Consider the following 21,259-nt stretch of genomic DNA (forward strand, 5'->3'; position numbering starts at 1 on the left):
GCCGGAGGGCTGCTGGACGCGTTGATGGCGCACTCTCCTGGGAAAGGGGGTCGTCTACGCGCGTAGCGCCCCTACGGCATCGGAAGCGGGCGACACGCCCAAGCGGTGCCGGGAGACCCGGGGCGACACCCCGGCTCCCCCGGGGCCGCTTAGACAACGGGGTACAGGGAGCGATACTCCCCGTACCCCGTTGAGCGCGCGTAACCCCGCGGTTACCGGCGACTCCGGAGGTGCCTGAACACCCCGGGGTCGCGCGACTGCTCGTGGTACAGCTGGATCAGCCGGTCTTGACCTTGATCTCGCCGCTGATGATCTTCTCCTTGGCCGTGGTGATGGCCTCCTGGAGCTTGGTGTCGCTCTTGAACTTCGGGTGGGAGTCGGCGAGGCCGACCTCACCGGTCTTCAGATCGCCCCTGACGATACCGGTCCCGGGCTTGCCGTCCTCGACCGACTTCGCCAGGTTGTACACCGCCTTGGCGACGTCCTTCGTCGCCGAGGTCAGGATGGAGTCCTTGTACTTCGCGAGGGCCTCCTGCCGGTACTGGTCGGAGTCGACACCGATCGCCCAGACCTTGTTCGCGGCGGCGGCCTCGATCACCCCCTGGCCGGACAGACCGGCCGCCGCGTAGACGACGTCGGCCTTCTTCTCGATCTGACCCTCGGCGGCCGTCTTGCCCTTGTCGGGGCTGGAGAAGCCGCCCTCCTCGGCCGTCTGGGTCAGGTACTGGGTCAGCACCTTGACCTTGGGGTCGGTGTCCTCGACCCCCTGCGCGAAGCCCGCCTGGAACTTGTGGATCAGCGGGATGTCCACACCGCCCACGAAGCCGACGGTCTTCGTCTTCGTGGACCTGGCCGCCGCGACGCCGGCGAGGTACGAGGCCTGCTCCTCGGAGAAGACCAGGTCCGCGACGTTGTCCAGCTGGACCGTGGAGTCGTCGACGATGCCGAAGGTGGTGTCCGGGAACTGCTCGGCGGCGGCCTTCACGGCGGTGGCGTACGCGTAGCCCACACCGACGACCGGGTTGTAGCCCTGCTTGGCCAGGGAGGCCAGGCGCTGCTCCTTGTCCGCGTCCGTCTCACCCTCGGTGGGCTCGATGTCCTGGGTGTCGTACCCGAACTCCTTCTTCGCCTTCTCCAGGCCGGCGAACGCGGCGTCGTTGAAGGACTGGTCGCCCTTGCCGCCGACGTCGTACGCGATCGCGAGGCCCTTGTCGCCCTTGGCGTCGGCGGAGGACGAGGCGTCCGTCGACGTACCGCCGCAGGCGGAGAGGGCGAGGGCGAGGGAGGCGGTCGCTGCGCCTGCGACCGCGAGGCGGGAAACCCGGCGCATGTGTGGTGCTCCTGTCGTACAGCGCCGGGGGGTACTGCTCAGTGGTGCTTCACAGCATCGGCGCCTTATATGGCTTTCGCCGCAGAGTAACGCGCGTAGACCCCTCGGGTGAAGCCTGGTGGACCACGTTGTTATGGGGCCGTGTTGCAAGGGTGTCCGGGGCGGCGTGGGGGTGTTGGGGGCGGAGTGTCGGGTGCGGGTGCATCGTGGCTGGTCGCGCCCACGCGGCGGAGCCCCGATCGGTACGGCCCGACCGGTGCGCCGGGACACGCGACAGCGGGCGGGTGCAGAAGCACCCGCCCGCTGTCGGCGTTCGTCGCGGATCCGGACCTATTCGGTCTTCACCTTGATCGAGCCGTCGATGATGCCTTCCTTGGCCTTGGCGACCGCGTCGGTCAGGCCGGCGATCTCCGCCATCTTCGGGTTGGAGTCGGCCAGGCCGACGCCGTCCACCTTGAGGTCGAAGGTCTGGACACCGGTGAGCGGCTTGCCGTCCTCGACGGACTTGGCGAGCGTGTAGACCGCGCCGCCGACGTCCTTCAGGGCGGAGGTGAGGATGTAGTCCTTGTACTTGGCGAGGGCTTCCTGGTTGTACTGGTCGGAGTCGACGCCGATCGCCCAGACCTTCGCCTTGGCGGCGGCCTCGATGACACCCTGGCCGGAGAGACCGGCGGCCGCGTAGAGCACGTCCGCCTTCTTCTCGATCTGGCCCTCGGCGGCGGCCTTGCCCTTGTCGGGGCTGGAGAAGCCGCCCTCTTCGGCCGTCTGGGTCAGGTACTGCGAGAGGACCTTGACCTTCGGGTTGGTGTCCGCGACGCCCTGCTTGTAGCCGGCCTCGAACTTGTGGATGAGCGGGATGTCCACGCCGCCCACGAAGCCCACGGTGTTGGTCTTGGTGGCCTTGGCCGCCGCGACGCCGGCGAGGTACGAGGCCTCCTGCTCGGCGAAGACGAGGGACGCCACGTTGTCACCCTCGACGACCGAGTCGACGATGCCGAAGGTCGTCTTCGGGAACTTCTTGGACGCGGCCTCCATGGCGGGGCCGTAGGCGAAGCCGACACCGACGACGGGGTTGTAGCCCTGCTTGGCCAGGGACTCCAGACGCTGCTGCTTGTCGGCGTCCGTCTCGCCCTCGGTGGGCTCGATGTCCGCGGTCTTGTACCCGAATTCCTTCTGAGCCTTCTCCAGGCCCGCGAAGGCGGCGTCGTTGAAGGACTGGTCGCCCTTGCCACCGATGTCGTACGCGATCGCGAGACCCTTTTCGCCCTTGCTGGTCTCGCCGCCGCTGTTGCTGCCCTCGCTGCTGGTACCACCACAGGCCGTGGCGGCGAGCGCCAGCGACGCGACCCCCACCGCGACGCGGGTCAGTTTGGAAATCCGACGCATCTTGAAGTTCCCCATCTTCTGCAAAGCCCCGCGACCGGGTGCTCAGTTCGGCGCACATTAACGCGCGTAGACCCTCCTGGGAACGGGGTTTCGACTGGCCGTTATCCATTCGTGCCGGTGGCCGTTACGTCCTCGTGAACCATGGGATCGAAAGGGATCTCACGGACACAGTGCCTCTCCCGCCCCTCGCTGTGCGTGTACGAGGGGTGACGTCAGCGTGAAGGTGCGCGCTCCGCACGGTGATCGCACGGACACGCGCACCAGGCTGCCGCGAGGGTGGGCCGGGCGCAACCGGAGGGGTCGCGGAGGGGGTGCCTAGAGACCGGCGGGGTCCAGGGCGCGCATGCGGGCGTCCAGGAGGGCGGCCGCGGTGAAGAGCTCCACGCCCACGGTGATGGCGTGCTCGTCGGCGTCGAAGTCGCCCTGGTGGAGGTCGCGGACGGTGAGGTCGCCCGGACGGCGGACACCCAGACGGGCCATAGCGCCGGGGACGTGCTCCAGGTACCAGGAGAAGTCCTCGCCGCCGAGGCTCTGCTCGGTGTCCTCGACGGACTTGGCACCGCGGCGGGCGACCATCGAGTCGTGCAGCAGTTCGGTGACGACGGGGTCGTTGACGACCGGCGGGACGCCCCGGATGTAGTTGATCTCGGGCTTGGCGCGGTGCATGACCGCGACCTCCTGGACCGCCTCGTGGATCAGGTCGGGGGCCTGCCGCCAGGCGTTGATGTCCAGGCAGCGGACGGTGCCGGAGAGCTCCGCGTGCTGCGGGATGACGTTCGGCGCGTGGCCCGACTCGATGCGGCCCCAGGTCACGACGAGCCCGGCGCGGGCGTCGAACCGGCGGGCGACCAGCGCGGGGACGTCGGTGACGACCCGGGCGGCGGCGGTGACGAGGTCGGTGGTGAGGTGGGGGCGCGCGGTGTGGCCGCCCGGCCCGTCGAGGGACAGCTCCAGCCGGTCGCAGGCGGAGGTGATGGGGCCGTGGCGCAGGCCGATGAGGCCGGCGTCGACCCTCGGGTCGCAGTGCACGGCGATGATGCGGCCGACGCCGTCGAGCGCGCCGGTCCTGATGACGTCGGCGGCGCCGCCGGGCAGGACCTCCTCGGCGGGCTGGAAGATCAGCCGGACGGGGCGGGGCAGCTGGCCCCTGCGGTGCAGGTCGGCGAGGACGAGGCCGGCGCCGAGGACGACGGTGGTGTGCACGTCGTGGCCGCAGGCGTGGGCGCGGTCGGGAACGGTGGAGCGGTAGTCGCAGTCCACCTTGGTGTCCGGGATGGGGAGGGCGTCGATGTCGGCGCGCAGGGCGAGCGCGGAGCTGTCGGTGCCGTTCCAGTCGCCGATGTCACAGATGAGTCCGGTGCCGCTGTCGAGCACGCGCGGGCTGAGGCCGGCCTTCTCCAGGCGGGCCTTGATCGCGGCGGTCGTGCGGAACTCCTGGTTGCCGAGCTCCGGGTGCATGTGCAAGTCGCGGCGGAAGGCGACGAGTTCGGCACGCAGGGCTTCCGGCAACGTGCCGGGGAGCGATGTTTCGGCTTCCCCCGGCAGATCTGCCTCGGACTCTCGGGACATCAGTTGGTTCACCCTCTGAAGGGTAGGGCGATCGGGCGACCTTCTCACCCTCGATCAACAAAAAATCAGCCCGTGAGGGGAAGATTTCCGGTCGCACGACGCATACGTATTGGCAGGGATGGGTATACCCGGCCGCCTCTTCGCGGGCGGGCTGACCTCGGAGAAGGGAGCGCCGGGGTTGCCCGCGAATCCCATCGTTCAAACGTCCGGGGGTGTCCGGACGATTCCCACACTCCACGGATACCACGTCCGGCCCAGCGCACCGTCCCGGAACCCTCACCACCGCGTGACGATTCCGCTACGCCGTGTGTGCGACAGGGTGCATGGGGAGGCGGCGCGGTGGGACCACGACAGGGCGGTGGCCTGCGGCTGCGGGGGTGAATCGGGGGGCCGGGACCGTGGTGCGCGGCCGGGTCGTGCGGGGCCGGTGGGGGTGACAGGGATCACGAGGGTGACGCGGGGCGCGAGGTCGACGGGAGGGCGACCCGGCGGGTGATCGGCGGGCCCGGCTCGCGCCGCGCGGCGGGGCGCCCGCCCTCGGACGGTCACGCGGTCCCCCCGCGCCATCCCCGCGCCATCCGAGAAGCCGGGGCGGCCCCGGGCTTCTCAGCCTCGTCGAGCCGTGTCCGCGGCGCCCGTCGGCCGGGTGGTGCGGGCGTGGAGGACCAGGACCGCGGCCAGTGTCGCGGTCAGGGCCGTCAGGGCGGCCAGGGCCGGGACGAGGGCGGTCAGGGGGCCTGCCGCAAGGCAGAGGGTGCCGCCGATGAGCAGGGCCGGGGCGCGGCGGCCCGTGGTGCGCAGCAGGATCGCGGCGGAGCCGAGCAGGAACAGGCCCGTACCGCCGGCCAGCGCCCAGGCGGGCATGCCGTGGAGGGGCTCGGACAGGGCGTAGTGGCCCGTGTCGGCGACCTGGTGCAGGGTCGTCTTCATGCCGAGGGCGGTGATGACGACACCGGCCACCAGCGGCAGGTGCAGGAAGGTGTACGCGTCGCGGGCCAGGACCGTGCGGTCGTCGCCGGTCCGTTCGGCCAGGCGGTGTTCGGCCGGCTCGCTGACGCCGTGGAAGTACAGGCGCCAGAGGGCGGCGGAGACCAGCAGACCGAGGGCCGCCGCGGCCACGACGGGGGCGGTGACCGCGTAGCCGGTGACACCGACGCCGATCGCGACGATGGACTCGCCCAGCGCGATGATGACGATCAGGCCGTGGCGTTCGGAGAAGTGGGCGGGGGACGCCACGCGCCAGCCGGACCGGCCGGTGACGAAGATGCCCGCGTAGTCGATGACCACCGCGGCCAGCCAGATCAGGATCCGCGTCACGCCGTCGAAGGCCGAGCCCACGAGCAGCAGGGTGAAGGGCGGGAGCACCGAGAGCAGGGCCGTACGGCGCAGGGTGGCGCGCAGGGCCGTGTCGGCGGGGTCGGAGAGCCAGTAGGTCACCAGGTGCAGGACGCGGACGGCGCCGTAGCAGGCGACGAACAGCAAGGGGGCGTACAGGCCGGCCGGGTCGTCCTCGTACACCTTGGGGACCGTCAGGGAGACGATCAGGACGACCGTCATCACCGCCACCAGCACTCCGGACATGGCGCCCGAGTCGGCGCGTACGACGTTGCCGAGCCAGGCGAAGCAGCACCAGCACCACCACAGGAGGGCCAGGACGACCATGCCGCCGAGCAGGCTCAGGGCGGTGGGATCGGCGGCCATCAGGGCCGTGACCTGGGTGATGGCGTAGACGAACACGAGATCGAAGAAGAGTTCGGCGGGCGTGACCCGGTGTCCGTCCGCCGTCGGCGTGAGCCGCGCGCGTTCGCCGTGTGTCGTCACCACTCCCCCTTTCGGGGAGGGCGCTTCGCCTCCCCGGTCAGGCGGCACGATAGGCGGGGACCGGCCGGGGAAGCGACGGCTCCGGATACCCCCGGAGCGAACACGGTCCGGGGCACTCGGTCCGGGGCACTCGGTCCGGGGGGTGCCGGGGGGCGGGTCAGACCGGTACGACCGACGACAGCCGGTGGACGTCCCGTGCCGTGCCCGTGACGCCGGACAGGAAGCCCTGGGCGCGCGGGGAGGCGTTCTCCGTCAGCCAGCTCGGGTCGATGTCGCAGACCGCCACGCGTACGTCCGTGCCGGCGAGTGCGAGCGGCAGGGTGTGGACCACCGTCGAGGGGAAGCTGAGGATCGTGCGGCCGATGGGGCCCCGGCGGGCGATGAGTTCGAGGGGGAGGTCGGGGCGGACGATCTCCAGGCCGGTCGCGGCGGCGAGGGTGTGGAGTTTCTCGGCGCTCTCGCGGCGGTGGGCGAAGTAGCGGGTGGCGCCGTGGGCGGTGGCGAGGGAGCGGACGGCTTCGAGGTAGCGCTCGCCGTCCACCACCCCGGTCTCCACGAGGGACGTGCCCACGAGGTCGGCGCCCTTGGTGATGCGGGGCGGGCCGAAGCGGGACCGGGTCCAGGCGAAGTCGTTGGCGGTGACGAAGACGCCCTCGGGGGTCTCGTCGATCGGCATGGAGGAGAAGACCTCGACGCGTCTGCCGGCGGTCGGGGTGAGGCGCTTGCGGGCCCGGGAGGAGACCGGGGCGAAGATCAGGTCGCGGGGGCCGGGGCGGCCGCCCTTGCGGTGCCAGCGCACGAGGCGCTCGCCCCGGGCCAGCTGGGAGACGAACTCCATGGTCGCGGTGCCGTCGTCGACGACGACGACGTCCCGGGCCCGGGTGATGGTCAGCAGCAGCTGCACGTACCGGGAGAAGGGGTCGCCCAGGACGATGCGGCTCGCGGCACGCAGCAGCGGCGCGAGGCCGCCGATGGTGCGGAAGGGGGCGGCGGTGCCGCCGCGCGCCTCCTCCCAGCGCACGTGGTGGCCCTCGTCCCGGGCCAGCTCCGCCATCCGGCGCAGCTGGCCGCGGGTCATGGGGTCGTTGGGCGACAGCACCACGACGGTGAGTCCCGCGCCGCCCTTTCGAAAGGGCCCCGCGCCGGGGTCCTCGGGTGTGCCGAGGGCGTGGGCGTGCGCCCACTCCAGCACGTTGAGCAGCTGTACCGGGCTCTCGACGAAGGCGAGAGTGTGGGGGCCGGCGGTTCCGGCGCGGGGGCTCATCGACGTACGACCGTCCCGTAGTGAGGGAGACCCGTGGTCCAGGGATGGAGGGAGGCTCAGACCGCGACCGGCTCGCCCGCCGCCGCCGCGATCTCCGCCTCGGCGACGACGCCGGAGACACGGCGCAGCTTCTTCATGGGGCCCAGCTCGGAGTCGTAGACCTTCTTGACGCCGTCGCCGAGGGAGGCCTCGATGGTGCGGATGTCGCGGACGAGGCGGGTGAGGCCGCCCGGCTCGACGGAGGCGGCCTGGTCGGAGCCCCACATCGCGCGGTCGAGGGTGATGTGGCGCTCGACGAAGGTGGCGCCGAGGGCGACGGCCGCGAGGGTGGTCTGCAGGCCCGTCTCGTGGCCGGAGTAGCCGATCGGGACGTTGGGGTACTCGGCCTGGAGGGTGTTGATGACGCGGAGGTTGAGCTCCTCCGCCTTGGCCGGGTAGGTCGAGGTGGCGTGGCAGAGCAGGATGTTGTCGCTGCCGAGGACCTCGACGGCGTGGCGGATCTGCCGCGGGGTCGACATGCCGGTGGAGAGGATGACCGTGCGGTTGGTGGAGCGCAGGGCGCGCAGCAGCTCGTCGTCGGTCAGGGAGGCGGAGGCCACCTTGTGGGCCGGGACGTCGAACTTCTCCAGGAAGGCGACGGCCTCGGTGTCCCACGGGGAGGCGAACCAGTCGATGCCCTTCTCCTTGGAGTACTCGTCGATCTGGCGGTACTCGTCCTCACCGAACTCCACGCGGTGGCGGTAGTCGATGTAGGTCATGCGGCCCCAGGGGGTGTCGCGCTCGATGTCCCACTGGTCGCGCGGGGTGCAGATCTCGGGGGTGCGCTTCTGGAACTTGACGGCGTCGCAGCCGGCCTCGGCGGCGGCGTCGATCAGCTTGAACGCGTTCTCCAGCTCGCCGTTGTGGTTGATGCCGATCTCACCGACGACGTAGACGGGGTGGCCGGGGCCGGCGGTCTTCGAACCGAAGGTGCGCAGACGGGAGTTGGTGCTCATGACGGAGGGTTCCTTACTTGGTGAGGGAGTCGAGAGAGTCGAGGGAGGGGCCGAGGATCCAGCCGGCGATCTCCCGGATCGCGCCTTCACCGCCGGGGACGGTGGTGACCGCGCGTGCGGCGCCGCGCACGACGTCGTGGGCGCTGCCGACCGCCACGGGCCAGCCCACGAGGGCGAAGCACGGGAGGTCGTTGACGTCGTTGCCGACGTAGAGCACGCGCTCCGGCGCGATGCCCTGCTCCTCGCACCACTGCTTCAGTGCGAGGTCTTTGCGGTCGATGCCGTGCAGGACCGGGAGCTTGAGCTTCCGGGCCCGGGCGGCGACGACCGGGTTCTGTTCCGAGGACAGGATCAGCATCCGCAGGCCGCTCCTGCGGAGGGCCGCGATGCCGAGTCCGTCGCCGCGATGCACGGAGACGAACTCCCGTCCGTCGGAGTCGATCAGCACCCGGTCGTCGGTCTGGGTGCCGTCGAAGTCGAGGACCACGGCGTCGATGTCGTCGTGGGTGGGGAGGGCGCCGGGCCGGTGCGCGTCGAAGAGCGGCGCGAGGGCCTGGGCGCGGGCGAGGTCGTGCGGGTCGTCGATCTCCAGGACCCGCGCGGGGTCGGTGCGCACGAGTTCGGTGCGGCCGAAGAACCGGTGCTGGTACTTGCGCAGCCCCGCCGCGTCCATGGCGTAGGCGGCGCCGGTCTCCAGCAGGTCCTGCGGGCGGTCCTGGCGGCGGGGGCGGAAGGACTTGTCGTGGTTGACGCCGTGGCCTCCGGCGGTGGTGGGCACGCCGCCGGAGGCCGCCAGGGGCTCGTGCTGAGCCGTCGCGGGCTCCGCGTACCCGTGCGCGCCGTCCGCCGGCTCGTCCGCCGGCTCGTCCGTCGTCTCGCGCCAGACGAAGCCGTGGAACGGGGCGACCGTGAGGGCGGTGTCCGCGCCGTGCTCGACGAGGGCGCGGGCCACGCCGTCGATGTCCTCGCGGAGGATGAAGGGGCTCGTGCACTGGACGAGGAGGACCACGTCGACCGTGGCGCCGTGCAGGGCCTCGTGGGCGTCCAGGGCGTGCAGGACGGCGGCCTCGGAGGTGGCGGTGTCGCCGGCGATGGCGGCGGGGCGGAGCACGACCTCGGCGCCGGACTCACGGGCGGCGGCGGCGATGGCGTGGTCGTCGGTGGAGACGACGACGTGGGTCACCAGCCGGGCGGCGAGGCACTCGCGGACCGCGCGGGTCACCAGCGGAACGCCGCCGACGGGGGCGAGGTTCTTCGCGGGGACGCCCTTGGAGCCGCCGCGCGCGGGGATCACGGCGAGGACGCGGCGGGCGGTGGCCGCTCGGTCCGCTTCCGGGTGGGGCATGGGCTGTACTCCTTGCGCAGTGGACGGGTGGCGGCTCACAGCTCTCCCATCCGGCGGATGACGGGCGCCACGCGCTGCACTCCGTGGCGGTAGGCGCCGCGCGCCGCCCGGCGCACGATCTGCCGTACGGGCCCGGCCTGCCGGTCGGCGGCGGGTGCCCCGGGCAGCGGTGTGCCGTCGGGGCCGAGGTGGTGGCGGGCGAGGATGCCGGGGAGGTAGCCGGGCGCGGTGACGGGTGTGTAGTACGGCGCGAGCGGCGGCAGTCCGGGCGCGGCGACCAGCTTCGCGACGCGGGCGCGGGCCGCGTCGAAGGCGGTGGCGTACGAGCCCGCCCCGGAGTCCGTGCCGGAGCCGCCCCCGGCCATCACGCCCTGCCGGGCGACCCAGCGCGGGTCCGGCGCCGGCTCGTACCCGGCGTCCAGCTGGTCCCAGGAGGCGAGGCAGCCGGAGCCCACGAAGTGGTGGTTGCCGAGGGTCTCGCGGATGCCGAGGTCGGTGAGGACGACGGTGGGGATCCGGCGGTGCAGCGACTCCAGGGCCGCCGTGGAGCTGACGGTGACCAGCAGGTCGGTGGTGTCGAGGACCTCGCCCATGTTCCCGTAGGCGAGACGGAAGTTGGCCGGCAGACCGCCGGGCAGCTTCTCCGCCAGCTTCTGGTAGGGCAGTTCCTCGATGTGCGTGGTGTGCTCGCCCGGCTTGGAGCGCAGCTTCAGCAGCACCTCGCGGTCGGGGTGCAGCCGGGCGTGCCCGATCAGCCGGTTCAGCAGGTACGTACGGTCCCTGCGGTTGTCGGGGACGGAGGGCTGTACGGCGAAGACGACCGTGTAGGGCCCGCGCCCCCGCTCCGCGGACGGGTCCCCGACGCCCGGGTGGGGTGTGCCGCCCAGGAAGGGCAGCGCGACCTCGGTGACCGAGGAGGCGTCCGCGCCCACGCCTTCGTACACCGCCGTGAACCGGTCCGCGTCCTGACGGGAGTTGGCGAGGACGAGGTCCGCTCCGTGCCGCAGCAGCAGACCGTCGGCGAGCTTCTCGTAGACGACGCCGACGTACCCGGTGACGACCACCGGCCGCTTCGTACGCCCGTCCCAGGCCCGGCGCAGGCCGTGCAGCATCGCCTGGACACCCCCGCCGACGAGGGAGAGCAGGACGATGTCGTACGCGGCCTCCTTCATGGCGCGCAGGAATTCGAGGCCGGTCACCTCGCGCAGGGAGTCGGCGCGGACGCCGACCTCCCGCAGCTGACGGGCCGTGGGAGTGGCCCGGCCGCGCAGGAGGAAGCCGTCCAGGCGGACCTCCGACGCCTCCGGAGCGAGCCGGTGCGCGGTGAGCGCGCCCCATTTCCACCGGGTGTCGGAATCCGCGAGTACGGCGACTCGCAGGGTGTTCGTAGCACTTGCTGGCACATCGAAGACGCTAGGAAGCGATTCCGTTGAACGGCCCAACCCGAATACAACAAAGGGTTAACAGCACGCCGCCGAACGGCGAATCGGGACGCGAACGACGGCGGAATGCGCCTGGTTCACGGTTCCGCCACGCGTCGTTCACCTGACATCAAGCGGGTGGTCAAGACGAATGCCGGAGGGCCACCTAACGTCACGGGGGTGGTCAAGCTCTCCGTCATCGTGCCGTTCTACAACGTGCAGCAATACGCGCCCGACACCCTGAAGAGCCTCGGAGCAAATGCTCGTGAGGACTTCGAATTCATTCTCGTCGACGACTGCTCGCGCGACGAGACACCGGACATTCTCGCGCGCGCGGAGCGCGAGTTGCCGGGGGCGGTGTATGTCAGACATGAAGAGAACGGAGGACTGGCGACCGCGCGCAACACGGGCATCGACAACGCCCGCGGTGAATACCTGACCTTCCTGGACGGGGACGACTGGCTCGCCCACGGCTACTTCCCCCGGCTGCTGGCCGCCATCGAGGACCTGGGCTGCGACTTCGTGCGCACGGACCACGTCCAGTGCACCGGGCGGGCCCGCTCCGTCCACCGGGTGCCCAACGGGCGCCGGGGCGTGGTGATGAACCCACGGGACGCGATCCTGCCCGCCGACCGCTCCACCTCCGTCGACTACGCGTTCGCCTGGGCGGGCATCTACCACCGCCGACTGGTCGACAAGGGCGTCCTGCACTTCACCCACGGGCTGCGTACGGCCGAGGACCGGCCGTGGATCTGGAAGCTCCACCGGGAGGCCGAGTCCTTCGCCACGGTGGGGCTGCTGGGCGTCTTCTACCGACGCGGAGTGGCGTCCTCCCTGACCCAGATCGGCGACGTACGGCAGCTGGACTTCATCCGCGCGTTCGACCAGGTCATCGCGGAGACCGCGAAGGACCGGGACGCGGACAGGCTTCTCCCCAAGGCCGTGCGCACCTATTGCGCGATCATCTCCCACCATTTGGGATCCATCGAAAGGTTCGAGCCGGCGGTGGCACGGAAACTGAAGTCGATGAGCGCCGTCGCGCTGCGCCGTATGCCGCAGGACGTGCTCGACGAGGCGCTCGACTCCATGGACGTCCAGCGCGCCACCCGGCTGCGCCGGCTGCGCCGCCGTCCCGCCGCCACGGGGGTCGCCGCATGACCACGCAGATCTTCATGGCGTCCACGCTGTACGGCACGGCCACGCTGGCCGCCGCCCTGGACACCGAGTGCTTCCGCCCCGCCGCCCGGCGCATCCTGCTGATCTCCGACAACGCGGCGACGCCGGAGACGGCCACCGGCCTGGACGAGATGCCCGGCTTCGCACGGCTGAGCGGCCGCTTCGACGAGGTGATCTCCTGGAACGAGACCATCTCCCCCTTCCACCCCGGCGGCTGGTCCCCGCGCCAGGACGACGTACCGCTGTGGGAACGGCATCTGCGGCTCCTGTGGAACCTGGGGGACGACGACGTCGAACTGGCCGTGGAGTCCATCCAGGTGCACCCGGCACTCGGCTTCACCCAGATCTTCACCGGCGCCCCCGTGACCGTGTACGCGGACGGCCTGATGAGCTACGGCCCCACCCGCAACAAGATCGACCCGCTGGTCGGCACCCGCGTCGACCGTCTCCTCCACCTGGACCTCGTCCCGGACCTCAAGCCCCTGCTGCTCACCGAGTTCGGGGTCGAGCCGGAGATCGTGCCGACGGACGCCTTCGTGAAGGTGCTGGCGGAACTCGCCGACACCGGTGACGGCCTGCCCGCAGTCGAGGAGCCCGCGCTGCTGCTCGGCCAGTACCTCTCCGCGCTCGGCATCCTCACGGCCGAGGAGGAGGAGAACCTCCATGTGCGGATGCTGGCCGGCGCGGTCGCGCTCGGACACACCAAGGTCGTGTTCAAGCCGCACCCCAGTGCCCCGGCGCGCTGGTCGCGCGGTCTGGAGAAGGAGGCGGAGCGGCTCGGCGCCGACCTGACCGTGCTGGACACGCCGGTCCTCGCCGAGGTGCTCTACCAGCGCATGCGTCCGGCCCTCGTCGTCGGCTGCTTCTCCACGGCCCTGCTCACCGCCTCCGCGCTGTACGGCCTGCCGGTCGCCCGCGTCGGCACCGGCACGCTGCTGGACCGCCTCGCCCCGTACGAGAACAGCAACCGGGTGCCCGTCACGATCGTGGACGCGCTGCTGCCGGAGCTGGGCGACCGGGACGCGGTCGCCTCGCAGCGGCCGGGCACGGCCGTCGCCGACCTCGACGGCCTGGTCCGCGCGGTCGGGTTCGCGATGCAGCCGAAGATCTACCCGTCGCTGCGCGGCGAGGCCGAGGCGTATCTGACGCGGCATCTGGACGCGCACGTCCTGCGGTACTTCAAGCGGCGCCGGCTGACCTCGCTGGGGCTGCCCGGCGGCATCCCCGTCCAGCTCGCGTTCATCCCGCGCAACGCCACCGTGCGAAGAGTCGCGCGACGGGCCCGGTCCCTCAAGCGAGCGGCCCTGGGGTGAGCCCCGGGGTGACGTCCGCGACGAGGACGGACGAGCGTGCCGGGTCCCGGGCACGGGTGGACGGGGGCCGGTCGCGCAGTTCCCCGGACCCCGGCCGGGGTTCGGGGACGGCCCGGCCCCGGCTGTTCGCGCTCGACGGGCTGCGGCTGGTCGCCGCCCTCTCCGTCGCCGCCTATCACTACGGCGGGCGCGACGGGGAGATCGGGAAGGCGTGGGGGACCTCGCCCGCCGCGCAGTTCCCCAGCGCCCACGGCTTCTTCGCGTACGGCTGGGCCGGGGTCCAGGCGTTCTTCGTGATCAGCGGGTTCGTGATCTGCGCCAGCGGCTGGGGGCGTTCGCCCCGGTCGTTCCTGGCCTCCCGCGCGGCCCGTCTGCTGCCGGCCTACTGGGCGGCGGTGATCCTCGTCGCCGCCGTCTTCGCCCTCCCCGTCACCGGTTTCGCGCGGGTGTCCGTCAGCGAGTTCCTGGTCAACCTCACGATGCTGCAGATGCCGCTGGGCGCCGACCGGGTCCTGGGCGTGTGCTGGACGCTGTGGGCGGAGGTCCGCTTCTACGTCCTGTTCGCGCTGTGCGTGGTGGTACCCGGAGTGACCCGCGGACGGGTCCTGTGGTTCTGCGGCGGGTGGACGCTGGCCTCGGTGCTGGCCACGGCCGCGAACGAGCCGTTGCTGGACGTCGTCCTGATGCCGCAGTACGCGTCGCTGTTCATCGGCGGCCTGGGCCTGTATCTGGTGCACCGTGACCGCCGGGACGCCGCGGCCTGGCTGGTCGTGGTGTTCAGCCTGCTGCTGAGCCAGTACCGGACGGTCGAGGACCTGTGGCACGCCCCGGACCCGGAGTTCTTCTCCTACCGCTCCCAGCTGGGCATCGCCCTCGCCGTCGGCGCCGGTTTCGTGGCCGTGGCGGCGGTCGCGCTGGGGCTGCTGCGGCGCTTCGACCGGCCCTGGATGGCCACCGCGGGCGCCCTGACGTATCCGTTCTACCTGGTGCACGAGCACCTGGGCTGGCCCGTGGTCCGGGCCCTGCACCAGGGGCTGGGCGTCACGTCGTCGGTGACCGTCGCGCTCACGGTGGCGCTGATGCTGGCGCCGGCCTGGCTGCTGCACCGCTGGGTCGAACGTCCGTTGCAGCCCTGGCTGCGCGATTCACTCGGGGGCCGCCGGCGCTGAACCGTCCCTGAACGCGGAATTGGCCGACTGTTCATCCGGCCCGAGGATTCGGCACCGTCTTTCCGGTAAGGCTCCGCAGCATCCTTGAACGGTCCACGGTCACCTCGTCGACGCGAGAGAGTCTTCTGTCCTCATGGCCTCTGAAACGACTCCCGGAATGACCCCGACAACACCCTCCGGAACGACATCCGGAACGCCCTCCGGAACGACATCCGAACACGGCACGATCCGGCTCCCCCGTGAACTCGACGACGTTCCCGGCTGGTTTCCGGTGCTCGACCAAATGCTTTTCGACTGGCTTCTCGACCGACAGGAGGAAGCGGGCGAGAAAGGCGATCTCCTGGAGGTCGGCGTCTACATGGGCAAGAGCGCCGTCTTCCTCGGCCGGCACCTCCGGGAGGGCGAGTCCTACACGGTCTGCGACCTCTTCGAGAGCGACGCGCCGGACGACGCCAACGCGGCGGAGGCCACCAAGTCGTACCGCAGTACGCTCACCCGCCGGGCCTTCGAGGCGAACTACCTCTCCTTCCACGACGAGCTGCCCCGCGTCCTGCAGGGCCCCAGCTCGATCGTCCCGGGCGAGGTCGAGCCGGGCTCCTGCCGCTTCGTGCACATCGACGCCTCGCACCTGTACGAGCACGTCGAGGCCGACATCACCGCAGCCCGGCACCTGCTCCTCCCCGGCGGTCTGGTCGTCCTGGACGACTTCCGCTCGGAGCACACGCCCGGTGTCTCCGTCGCCGTGTGGGAGGCCGTCCTCAACCGGGGCCTCAACCCGGTCTGCCTCAGCACGCAGAAGCTCTACGGCACGTGGGGCGACCCGGAACCCGTCCAGGAGGCCCTGCTGGAGATGGTCACGCGACGCAACGACTGCCACCTCAGCAACCAGCGGGCGGCCGGCCACCGCATCATCCGCCTCAAGTCCAAGGGCATGAAGGCCCCGGCCTTCCCGAAGTCCCGCCACTGGACACCCCCCGACCCCCCGACGCCGGCCCGCACGCCCCCGACCCGGCCGCGCCCGCCCCGGAGCCCCGCCCGCGCCCTCGCCCTCGCCCGGGACCTCCTGCCACCGCTGCTGACGAGGACGATCAGAAAGGCGAGGGCGGCAGGAAGGCGAACGAGCTGAGGCGCTGTCCGTCCGGGCGCACCGGGTGAGGGAGGGTGAGCTGCAGGGGAGGCGTGAGCGGTGACGTGCGGGGAGCCCGCCCCGCCACGGGCCCGCGCCCCGTCACGCGCGCGGGGAACTGCGCGAGCAACCACACCCAGCCGTCGGCCGCCCACGAACCGCCCGCCACCCCGCCGCGCCGCGCCGCTCACCACCCTCTGCGCGCCGCCTCGTCGCCCCGCAGCGCCACGGCGATCCCCACCACCACCGCCTCCAGCCCCACCTCGAACCCCCGCTCGTGGTCCCGGAACATCTCCCGGCCCGCCTCCACGGCCAGCGGGTACCCCGCCAACCGCTCGGCGCGTGCGGCGAGGTCGTACCCTTCGCCGCCCCCGGCCGGATCCACCCCCATCGACTGCTCCTCGATGACGTACCCGATGGTGTAGCTGTACGCCGTGAACCAGGCCCGCGCGGCCCCCGCCGGTGAGAAGCCCGCGGCCGTCAGCACGCGCAGGTTCGCCTCCATCGGCTCCGCGTACGACAGGTCCGTGAAGCGCGTCCCGCTGTACACCTTCGCGCCGTCGCGGTACCGCAGCAGATGCGCGCGCAGCCCCCGCATCCGCGCCCGCAGGGCCGCCTGCCAGTCGACGCCGTCGTCCGGCCCCGACGGCATGGCGGCCCAGTCCGCCGCCATGCGCCGGACCATCTCGGTCGCCATCTCGTCGAGCAGATCCTGCTTGTTCTCGAAGTGCCAGTAGAGCGCGGGCGCCTGGACGTCCAGCTCCTTGGCGATCAGCCGGAGGCTCAGCCCTTCCAGACCGACGTCGTTCAGCAGCCGCAGGGCCGCCTCGGCGACCTGGGCCTTGTCCAGCTTCGGGGATTTCCTGGGAACCACGTTGACAGCTTAACGGCGTTAAGCGCATGCTGCTGCCCGCAGCTACTTAACGGCGTTAAGGAGATCGGAACCCATGAGCGGAACCACCCCTGCCTCCGCCCCTGCCCCGACCCCGCACACGACGGACGTCCTGATCGTCGGCGCCGGCCCCACCGGCCTCGCCCTAGCCGTCGATCTGGCCCGGCGCGGCGTGGGCGCCCTGCTCGTGGAACGGGCCGACGCGCTGTTCCCGGGCTCACGGGGCAAGGGGATGCAGCCGCGCACCCTGGAGGTCCTCGACGACCTCGGCGTGCTCGACGCGGTCCGCGCCGCAGGCGCCCCCGCCCCCGTCGGCATGGTCTGGAGCGAGGGCGGCCGACAGGGCGAGCACCGGATGTTCGACGTGTCGGAGCCGACGGAGGCGGAGCCGTACCAGGGCCCGTGGCTGATCCCCCAGTGGCGGACCCAACGGATCCTGCTGTCCCGCCTGCGGGACCTGGGCGGCGACGTCGCCTTCGGCCGCGAGCTGACGGACCTGACCCAGGACGCGGACGGCGTGACCGCCTCCTTCACCGCCGGCCCCGTGGTCCGCGCCCGCTACGCCGTGGCCGCCGACGGGGGCCGCTCCACCGTGCGGCGCCTCCTCGGCATCGGAATGACCGGCGAGACCGTCGACCCGAGTCCGACCCTGGTCGCCGACCTCCGCGTCCCGGCGCTCGACCGCGACAACTGGCACCTGTTCCCGCCGTCGGGCGAGCACGGCTTCATGGCGCTCTGCCCGCTCCCGGGCACCGAGGACTTCCAGCTCGCAGCCAACTTCCCGGACCCCGGCACGGCGGTCGATCTCTCCCCGGACGGCATCCGCACACTCGTCGCCGCCCGCTCCCACCTCGCACCCGAGGACGTGACCGAGGTGGGCTGGGCCTCGGACTTCCGGCCGCGGGCGGCGCTCGCCGACCGCTTCCGCGCGGGGCGCGTGTTCCTCGCCGGGGACGCGGCGCACGTGCACTCGCCCGCCGGGGGCCAGGGCCTCAACACCAGCGTCCAGGACGCGTACAACCTGGGCTGGAAGCTGGGCGCGGTGGTACGCGGCGAGGCGCGGGACGCCCTGCTGGACACGTACGAGGAGGAGCGGCGTCCGATGGCCGCGGCCATGCTCGGCCTCTCCACCCGGGTGCACCGGGGCGAGCAGCGCCGGGGCCGGGCCACCCAGCAGCTCGGCCTCGGCTACCGGGGTGCCTCGCTCAGCGTCGACACCCGCGAGAACCTGCCCCCGGGCGCCCTGCGCGCCGGCGACCGCGCGCCCGACGGCCGGCGCGGCGGCGTACGCCTCTTCGACATCTTCCGCGGGCCGCACTGGACCCTGCTCACCGTCGGCGCGGACGGCCCGGCGGACCGGTCGCTCCCGGCGGAACAGCCACCGCTGAGGAACGTACGCCGGGTCCACATCCCGCCCTACGAGCCCTACGGCACCGGCGTCTTCCTCGTCCGCCCCGACGGACATGTCGGCTGGGCGGGCGAGACCCCGGCCGGCCTCACCGCGTACGCGGCCGCGGCGGGTCTCACCCGAGGCGGCGCGGCGGGTGTCACCTAGTGAGCCGGTTTTGAGTTCTTCCGTCGCCACTTGAGTCGTGTTCCGTTTCGGATCGCGGCTTGGGTGGTGACGGGGCTGGTGGTTTGCGGTCTGCTGTGGGGATGGGCGACAGCAGGCTTGCGCCGTTGGTGTTATCCGATACCGAGCGGCGGACGTTGCGGGGATGGGCCCGGCGCCGGACGACCGCGCAGGGCCTGGCGTTACGGGCACGGATCGTGCTGGCCTGCGCGGACGGCGGCAGCAATATCGCGGTCGCCGCGCGGCTGGGCGTCAACCGGGGCACCGTGACCAAGTGGCGGGCGGGATTCCTGCGCGCCCGGCTGGACGGGCTCAGCGACGAACCGCGCCCGGGAGTGCCACGAACCATCACCGATGCCCAGGTCGAAGAGGTGGTGGTGCGCACGCTGGAGCAGACGCCTCCGGGTGGGACGCACTGGTCGAAGCGGGAGCTGGCCAAGGTCGTGGGGATCTCCCCGGCGAGCGTGCTGCGTATCTGGCACGCCTTCGGCCTGCAGCCATGGCGGACCGAGACCTTCAAGATCTCTCCGGACCCGCTCCTGATCGACAAGATCCGCGATGTCGTCGGCCTCTACCTCGCCCCGCCGGCCAACGCCGCGGTGTTCGCGGTGGACGAGAAACCGCAGATCCAGGCCCTGGAACGAACCGCGCCGGTCCTGCCGATGCTGCCCGGAGTGCCCGAACGGCGCAGCTTCGACTACGTCCGGCACGGCACCGTCGATCTGTTCGCCGCCCTGAACACCGCGACGGGCAAGGTGATCTCGAAGCTGTCCGCGCAGCACCGGGCCGTGGACTTCCGTGACTTCCTCGACGAGATCGACCGCCAGACCGAGCCCGGCCTGGCAGTCCACGTGATCTGCGACAACCTCTCCGCCCACAAGGCGCCGGTGGTGCACAGGTGGCTGCTCACGCATCCCCGCTTCCACCTCCACTTCACGCCCACCTACTCGTCATGGATCAATCAGGTCGAGCGGTGGTTCGCCGAGTTGGAACGGCGCTGCCTCGAACGCGGGGTGTTCTGCTCCCTCGACGACCTCAAGGCCGCACTCGAGGACTGGATCAAGGTCTGGAACGACCAGGCCAGACCCTTCAAATGGACCAAGACCGCCGACCAGATCCTCGACCGAATCTGCCGCTACTGCTCACGCATCTCCGAACCAGCTCACTAGGCGCTGCTCGCCAGCGACAGCTTGACCGCGAAGCCGAGGAACATCGCCCCCGCCGCCGAGGTGGCGCCCGCCGACAGTGCCCTGCGCCGGCGGAAAGTGGCGGCGAGCCTGGTGCCGCTGAATATCAGCGCGCTCAGGTAGAGGAAGCTGGCGATCTGGGCGAGCGCGCCGAGCACGACGAAGGAGAGGGCCGGGTAGGCGTACGCGGGGTCCACGAACTGCACGAAGAAGGCGACGAAGAACAGGATCGCCTTGGGGTTGAGCAGACTGGTGATCATCGCCCGCCGGAACGGCCGTTCCCCCTCGACGGCCTCGGTCCCCGTCTCCCCGGCCGACGGCTCGTGGCGGCCGCGCCACATCCCCCACGCGGCCCGCAGCATCCCCACCGCCAGCCACGACAGATATCCGGCGCCCGCGTACTTCACGATGCCGAACAGCACGGCGTTGGCCTGCAGCAGCGAGGCCACCCCCGCAGCCGACAGGGTCATCAGGACGGCGTCGCCGACCCACACACCGGCGGCGGCACGGTACCCGGTCCGTATCCCACGACGGGCCGCCACGGACAGCACGTAGAGGGAGTTGGGGCCGGGCAGGAGGACGATCAGGACGAGTCCTGCCAGATAGGTGGGAAGGTCGATGACGCCGAACATGGATGGAGTGTTGCATGAAAGCGTGCGATGCTCGCGGGTTTCCGGAATGCCCTGACCAGAAGTGACGCGATCCCTACATTGGGTTTCAGGGGCGCGGGTCCCATGGCCGGAGACAGGGGCGGAATCGGTAGATGGACGTGGTCGACAACGACACCACGGTGGGCGCGCGGATTCACGCATGCCGGACGACGGGCGCTGAATCACTCGACCTCAGTGGCCTCGAGCTGACGGAAGTACCGGCGGCGGTAAGGGAGCTGAGACACCTCACCGGGCTCGATCTCAACCAGAACAACCTTGATGCGTTACCCGAGTGGATAGGCGATCTCGGCGCCCTCAAGAGCCTCTCGGTCCAGGAAAACAGTTTGACCAGCCTCCCAGAGTCCATCGGTAGGCTCACCCGACTCACCGAGCTGAACCTCTACCACAACGAGCTGGCTTCTGTGCCGCCCTATGTTGGTGACCTGACCGGGCTGACCCGGCTCATGCTCGATGGCAACGAGCTCACCGAGCTGCCCCCCACCCTGCGCAAACTCACCAGGCTCACCTTTCTCTCACTCGGCGAGAACCAGCTCGGAGAGTTGCCCGAGTGGATCGGCGAGCTCGTCGCCCTCGAGCGGCTCCTGGCCATGCGAAACGGGCTCACCGGTATCCCAGAGTCCATCGGCAGGCTCACCCGACTCGTCGAGCTGAACCTGGACTTCAACGAGCTGACTGCCATTCCGGCCTGCCTAGGTGACCTGACCCGGATGACCCAGCTCATGCTCTACGGCAACAAGCTCACCGAGCTGCCCCCCACCCTGCGCAAACTCACCAGGCTCACTTTCCTCGCACTCGGCGAGAACCGGCTGGCATCGGTACCCGAATGGCTCGGCGAGCTCACCGAGCTCGAAACGTTGTGGTTGACCGACAACGTACTGACCACCCTCCCCGACAGCTTCGGAGCCCTAACCCGACTCGAGATCCTCGAAATGGGGGGAATCTCCTCGTCGAGCTGCCCAAGAGCCTGGGCTCCCTCCAGGGACTCATCAGACTCGGGATCGGCGCCAATCCTCTGACCAGC

General features: G+C 71.1%; 17 protein-coding genes. 7 read left to right on the forward strand and 10 right to left on the reverse strand.

The window, feature by feature from the left end; translation table 11 throughout:
* Positions 1 to 277 precede the first annotated feature (277 nt).
* The 8 genes from SCAB_RS16570 to SCAB_RS16605 form a co-directional block, all read right to left on the reverse strand.
* Positions 278 to 1,330, reverse strand: a complete 1,053-nt coding sequence (locus tag SCAB_RS16570; protein ID WP_013001239.1) for a BMP family lipoprotein — start codon at positions 1,328 to 1,330, stop codon at positions 278 to 280.
* Between the two features lie 330 nt (positions 1,331 to 1,660).
* Complete coding sequence (locus SCAB_RS16575; protein WP_037723153.1) at positions 1,661 to 2,716, reverse strand: BMP family lipoprotein; 1,056 nt, start codon at positions 2,714 to 2,716, stop codon at positions 1,661 to 1,663.
* 315 nt (positions 2,717 to 3,031) lie between these two features.
* Positions 3,032 to 4,285 (reverse strand): amidohydrolase, encoded by a 1,254-nt coding sequence (locus SCAB_RS16580; protein WP_013001241.1) that lies wholly within the window; start codon positions 4,283 to 4,285, stop codon positions 3,032 to 3,034.
* A gap of 606 nt (positions 4,286 to 4,891) precedes the next feature.
* Entirely contained in the window at positions 4,892 to 6,106 is a 1,215-nt protein-coding gene (locus tag SCAB_RS16585) for a low temperature requirement protein A (RefSeq protein ID WP_106437409.1), read from the reverse strand.
* 157 nt (positions 6,107 to 6,263) lie between these two features.
* On the reverse strand, positions 6,264 to 7,370 hold the full coding sequence (locus tag SCAB_RS16590) for a hypothetical protein (RefSeq protein ID WP_013001243.1): 1,107 nt from the start codon (positions 7,368 to 7,370) through the stop codon (positions 6,264 to 6,266).
* Between the two features lie 56 nt (positions 7,371 to 7,426).
* Positions 7,427 to 8,365: an N-acetylneuraminate synthase family protein gene (locus SCAB_RS16595; protein WP_013001244.1), complete on the reverse strand. Its 939-nt coding sequence runs from the start codon at positions 8,363 to 8,365 to the stop codon at positions 7,427 to 7,429.
* A gap of 13 nt (positions 8,366 to 8,378) precedes the next feature.
* Positions 8,379 to 9,710: an N-acylneuraminate cytidylyltransferase gene (locus SCAB_RS16600; protein WP_013001245.1), complete on the reverse strand. Its 1,332-nt coding sequence runs from the start codon at positions 9,708 to 9,710 to the stop codon at positions 8,379 to 8,381.
* 35 nt (positions 9,711 to 9,745) lie between these two features.
* The gene (locus SCAB_RS16605) at positions 9,746 to 11,113 is read right to left on the reverse strand and encodes a DUF6716 putative glycosyltransferase (protein ID WP_041669289.1); all 1,368 of its coding nucleotides are present in this window, start codon (positions 11,111 to 11,113) and stop codon (positions 9,746 to 9,748) included.
* Positions 11,114 to 11,311: 198 nt separating this feature from the next.
* Here SCAB_RS16605 and SCAB_RS16610 point away from each other — a divergent pair, with 198 nt between their 5' ends.
* The 4 genes from SCAB_RS16610 (at position 11,312) to SCAB_RS16625 (ending at position 15,915) form a co-directional block, all read left to right on the forward strand.
* Positions 11,312 to 12,289: a glycosyltransferase family 2 protein gene (locus SCAB_RS16610; RefSeq protein WP_013001247.1), complete on the forward strand. Its 978-nt coding sequence runs from the start codon at positions 11,312 to 11,314 to the stop codon at positions 12,287 to 12,289.
* The gene (locus tag SCAB_RS16615) at positions 12,286 to 13,620 is read left to right on the forward strand and encodes an alpha-2,8-polysialyltransferase family protein (RefSeq protein WP_013001248.1); all 1,335 of its coding nucleotides are present in this window, start codon (positions 12,286 to 12,288) and stop codon (positions 13,618 to 13,620) included. Before SCAB_RS16610 ends, SCAB_RS16615 begins: the two co-directional genes overlap by 4 nt.
* A gap of 8 nt (positions 13,621 to 13,628) precedes the next feature.
* Positions 13,629 to 14,789 (forward strand): acyltransferase family protein, encoded by a 1,161-nt coding sequence (locus SCAB_RS16620; RefSeq protein ID WP_037723126.1) that lies wholly within the window; start codon positions 13,629 to 13,631, stop codon positions 14,787 to 14,789.
* Positions 14,790 to 15,072: 283 nt separating this feature from the next.
* The gene (locus tag SCAB_RS16625) at positions 15,073 to 15,915 is read left to right on the forward strand and encodes a class I SAM-dependent methyltransferase (RefSeq protein ID WP_231885044.1); all 843 of its coding nucleotides are present in this window, start codon (positions 15,073 to 15,075) and stop codon (positions 15,913 to 15,915) included.
* A gap of 187 nt (positions 15,916 to 16,102) precedes the next feature.
* Here SCAB_RS16625 and SCAB_RS16630 read toward each other — a convergent pair whose 3' ends face one another.
* Positions 16,103 to 16,789: a TetR/AcrR family transcriptional regulator C-terminal domain-containing protein gene (locus SCAB_RS16630; protein WP_013001251.1), complete on the reverse strand. Its 687-nt coding sequence runs from the start codon at positions 16,787 to 16,789 to the stop codon at positions 16,103 to 16,105.
* 73 nt (positions 16,790 to 16,862) lie between these two features.
* Between SCAB_RS16630 and SCAB_RS16635 the strand changes: the two genes are divergently transcribed.
* Together SCAB_RS16635 and SCAB_RS16640 are read left to right on the forward strand one after the other, a co-directional pair.
* Entirely contained in the window at positions 16,863 to 18,362 is a 1,500-nt protein-coding gene (locus SCAB_RS16635) for an FAD-dependent oxidoreductase (RefSeq protein WP_013001252.1), read from the forward strand.
* 101 nt (positions 18,363 to 18,463) lie between these two features.
* Positions 18,464 to 19,549 (forward strand): IS630 family transposase, encoded by a 1,086-nt coding sequence (locus SCAB_RS16640; RefSeq protein WP_041669291.1) that lies wholly within the window; start codon positions 18,464 to 18,466, stop codon positions 19,547 to 19,549.
* On the opposite strand, the gene leuE is transcribed toward SCAB_RS16640, so the two are convergent.
* A complete protein-coding gene (gene leuE, locus SCAB_RS16645; protein ID WP_013001254.1) occupies positions 19,546 to 20,199 on the reverse strand; it encodes a leucine efflux protein LeuE in 654 nt (217 codons plus the stop codon). The two genes, SCAB_RS16640 and leuE, sit on opposite strands and share 4 nt — an antisense overlap.
* A gap of 131 nt (positions 20,200 to 20,330) precedes the next feature.
* Here leuE and SCAB_RS16650 point away from each other — a divergent pair, with 131 nt between their 5' ends.
* Positions 20,331 to 21,254, forward strand: a complete 924-nt coding sequence (locus SCAB_RS16650) for a leucine-rich repeat domain-containing protein (protein ID WP_013001255.1) — start codon at positions 20,331 to 20,333, stop codon at positions 21,252 to 21,254.
* Positions 21,255 to 21,259 lie beyond the last annotated feature (5 nt).

The sequence above is a fragment of the Streptomyces scabiei 87.22 genome (assembly GCF_000091305.1).
In the GTDB taxonomy this organism is placed as follows: Bacteria; Actinomycetota; Actinomycetes; order Streptomycetales; family Streptomycetaceae; genus Streptomyces; species Streptomyces scabiei.

Excerpts from the sequence above, each read along its gene's own strand:
- SCAB_RS16635 (WP_013001252.1), top strand. The coding sequence starts at position 16,863 with ATGAGCGGAACCACCCCTGCCTCCGCCCCTGCCCCGACCCCGCACACG.
- SCAB_RS16570 (WP_013001239.1), bottom strand. The coding sequence starts at position 1,330 with ATGCGCCGGGTTTCCCGCCTCGCGGTCGCAGGCGCAGCGACCGCCTCC.
- SCAB_RS16650 (WP_013001255.1), top strand. The coding sequence starts at position 20,331 with ATGGACGTGGTCGACAACGACACCACGGTGGGCGCGCGGATTCACGCA.
- leuE (WP_013001254.1), bottom strand. The coding sequence starts at position 20,199 with ATGTTCGGCGTCATCGACCTTCCCACCTATCTGGCAGGACTCGTCCTG.
- SCAB_RS16580 (WP_013001241.1), bottom strand. The coding sequence starts at position 4,285 with ATGTCCCGAGAGTCCGAGGCAGATCTGCCGGGGGAAGCCGAAACATCG.
- SCAB_RS16575 (WP_037723153.1), bottom strand. The coding sequence starts at position 2,716 with ATGCGTCGGATTTCCAAACTGACCCGCGTCGCGGTGGGGGTCGCGTCG.
- SCAB_RS16615 (WP_013001248.1), top strand. The coding sequence starts at position 12,286 with ATGACCACGCAGATCTTCATGGCGTCCACGCTGTACGGCACGGCCACG.
- SCAB_RS16640 (WP_041669291.1), top strand. The coding sequence starts at position 18,464 with ATGGGCGACAGCAGGCTTGCGCCGTTGGTGTTATCCGATACCGAGCGG.
- SCAB_RS16595 (WP_013001244.1), bottom strand. The coding sequence starts at position 8,365 with ATGAGCACCAACTCCCGTCTGCGCACCTTCGGTTCGAAGACCGCCGGC.
- SCAB_RS16600 (WP_013001245.1), bottom strand. The coding sequence starts at position 9,710 with ATGCCCCACCCGGAAGCGGACCGAGCGGCCACCGCCCGCCGCGTCCTC.
- SCAB_RS16625 (WP_231885044.1), top strand. The coding sequence starts at position 15,073 with ATGCTTTTCGACTGGCTTCTCGACCGACAGGAGGAAGCGGGCGAGAAA.
- SCAB_RS16590 (WP_013001243.1), bottom strand. The coding sequence starts at position 7,370 with ATGAGCCCCCGCGCCGGAACCGCCGGCCCCCACACTCTCGCCTTCGTC.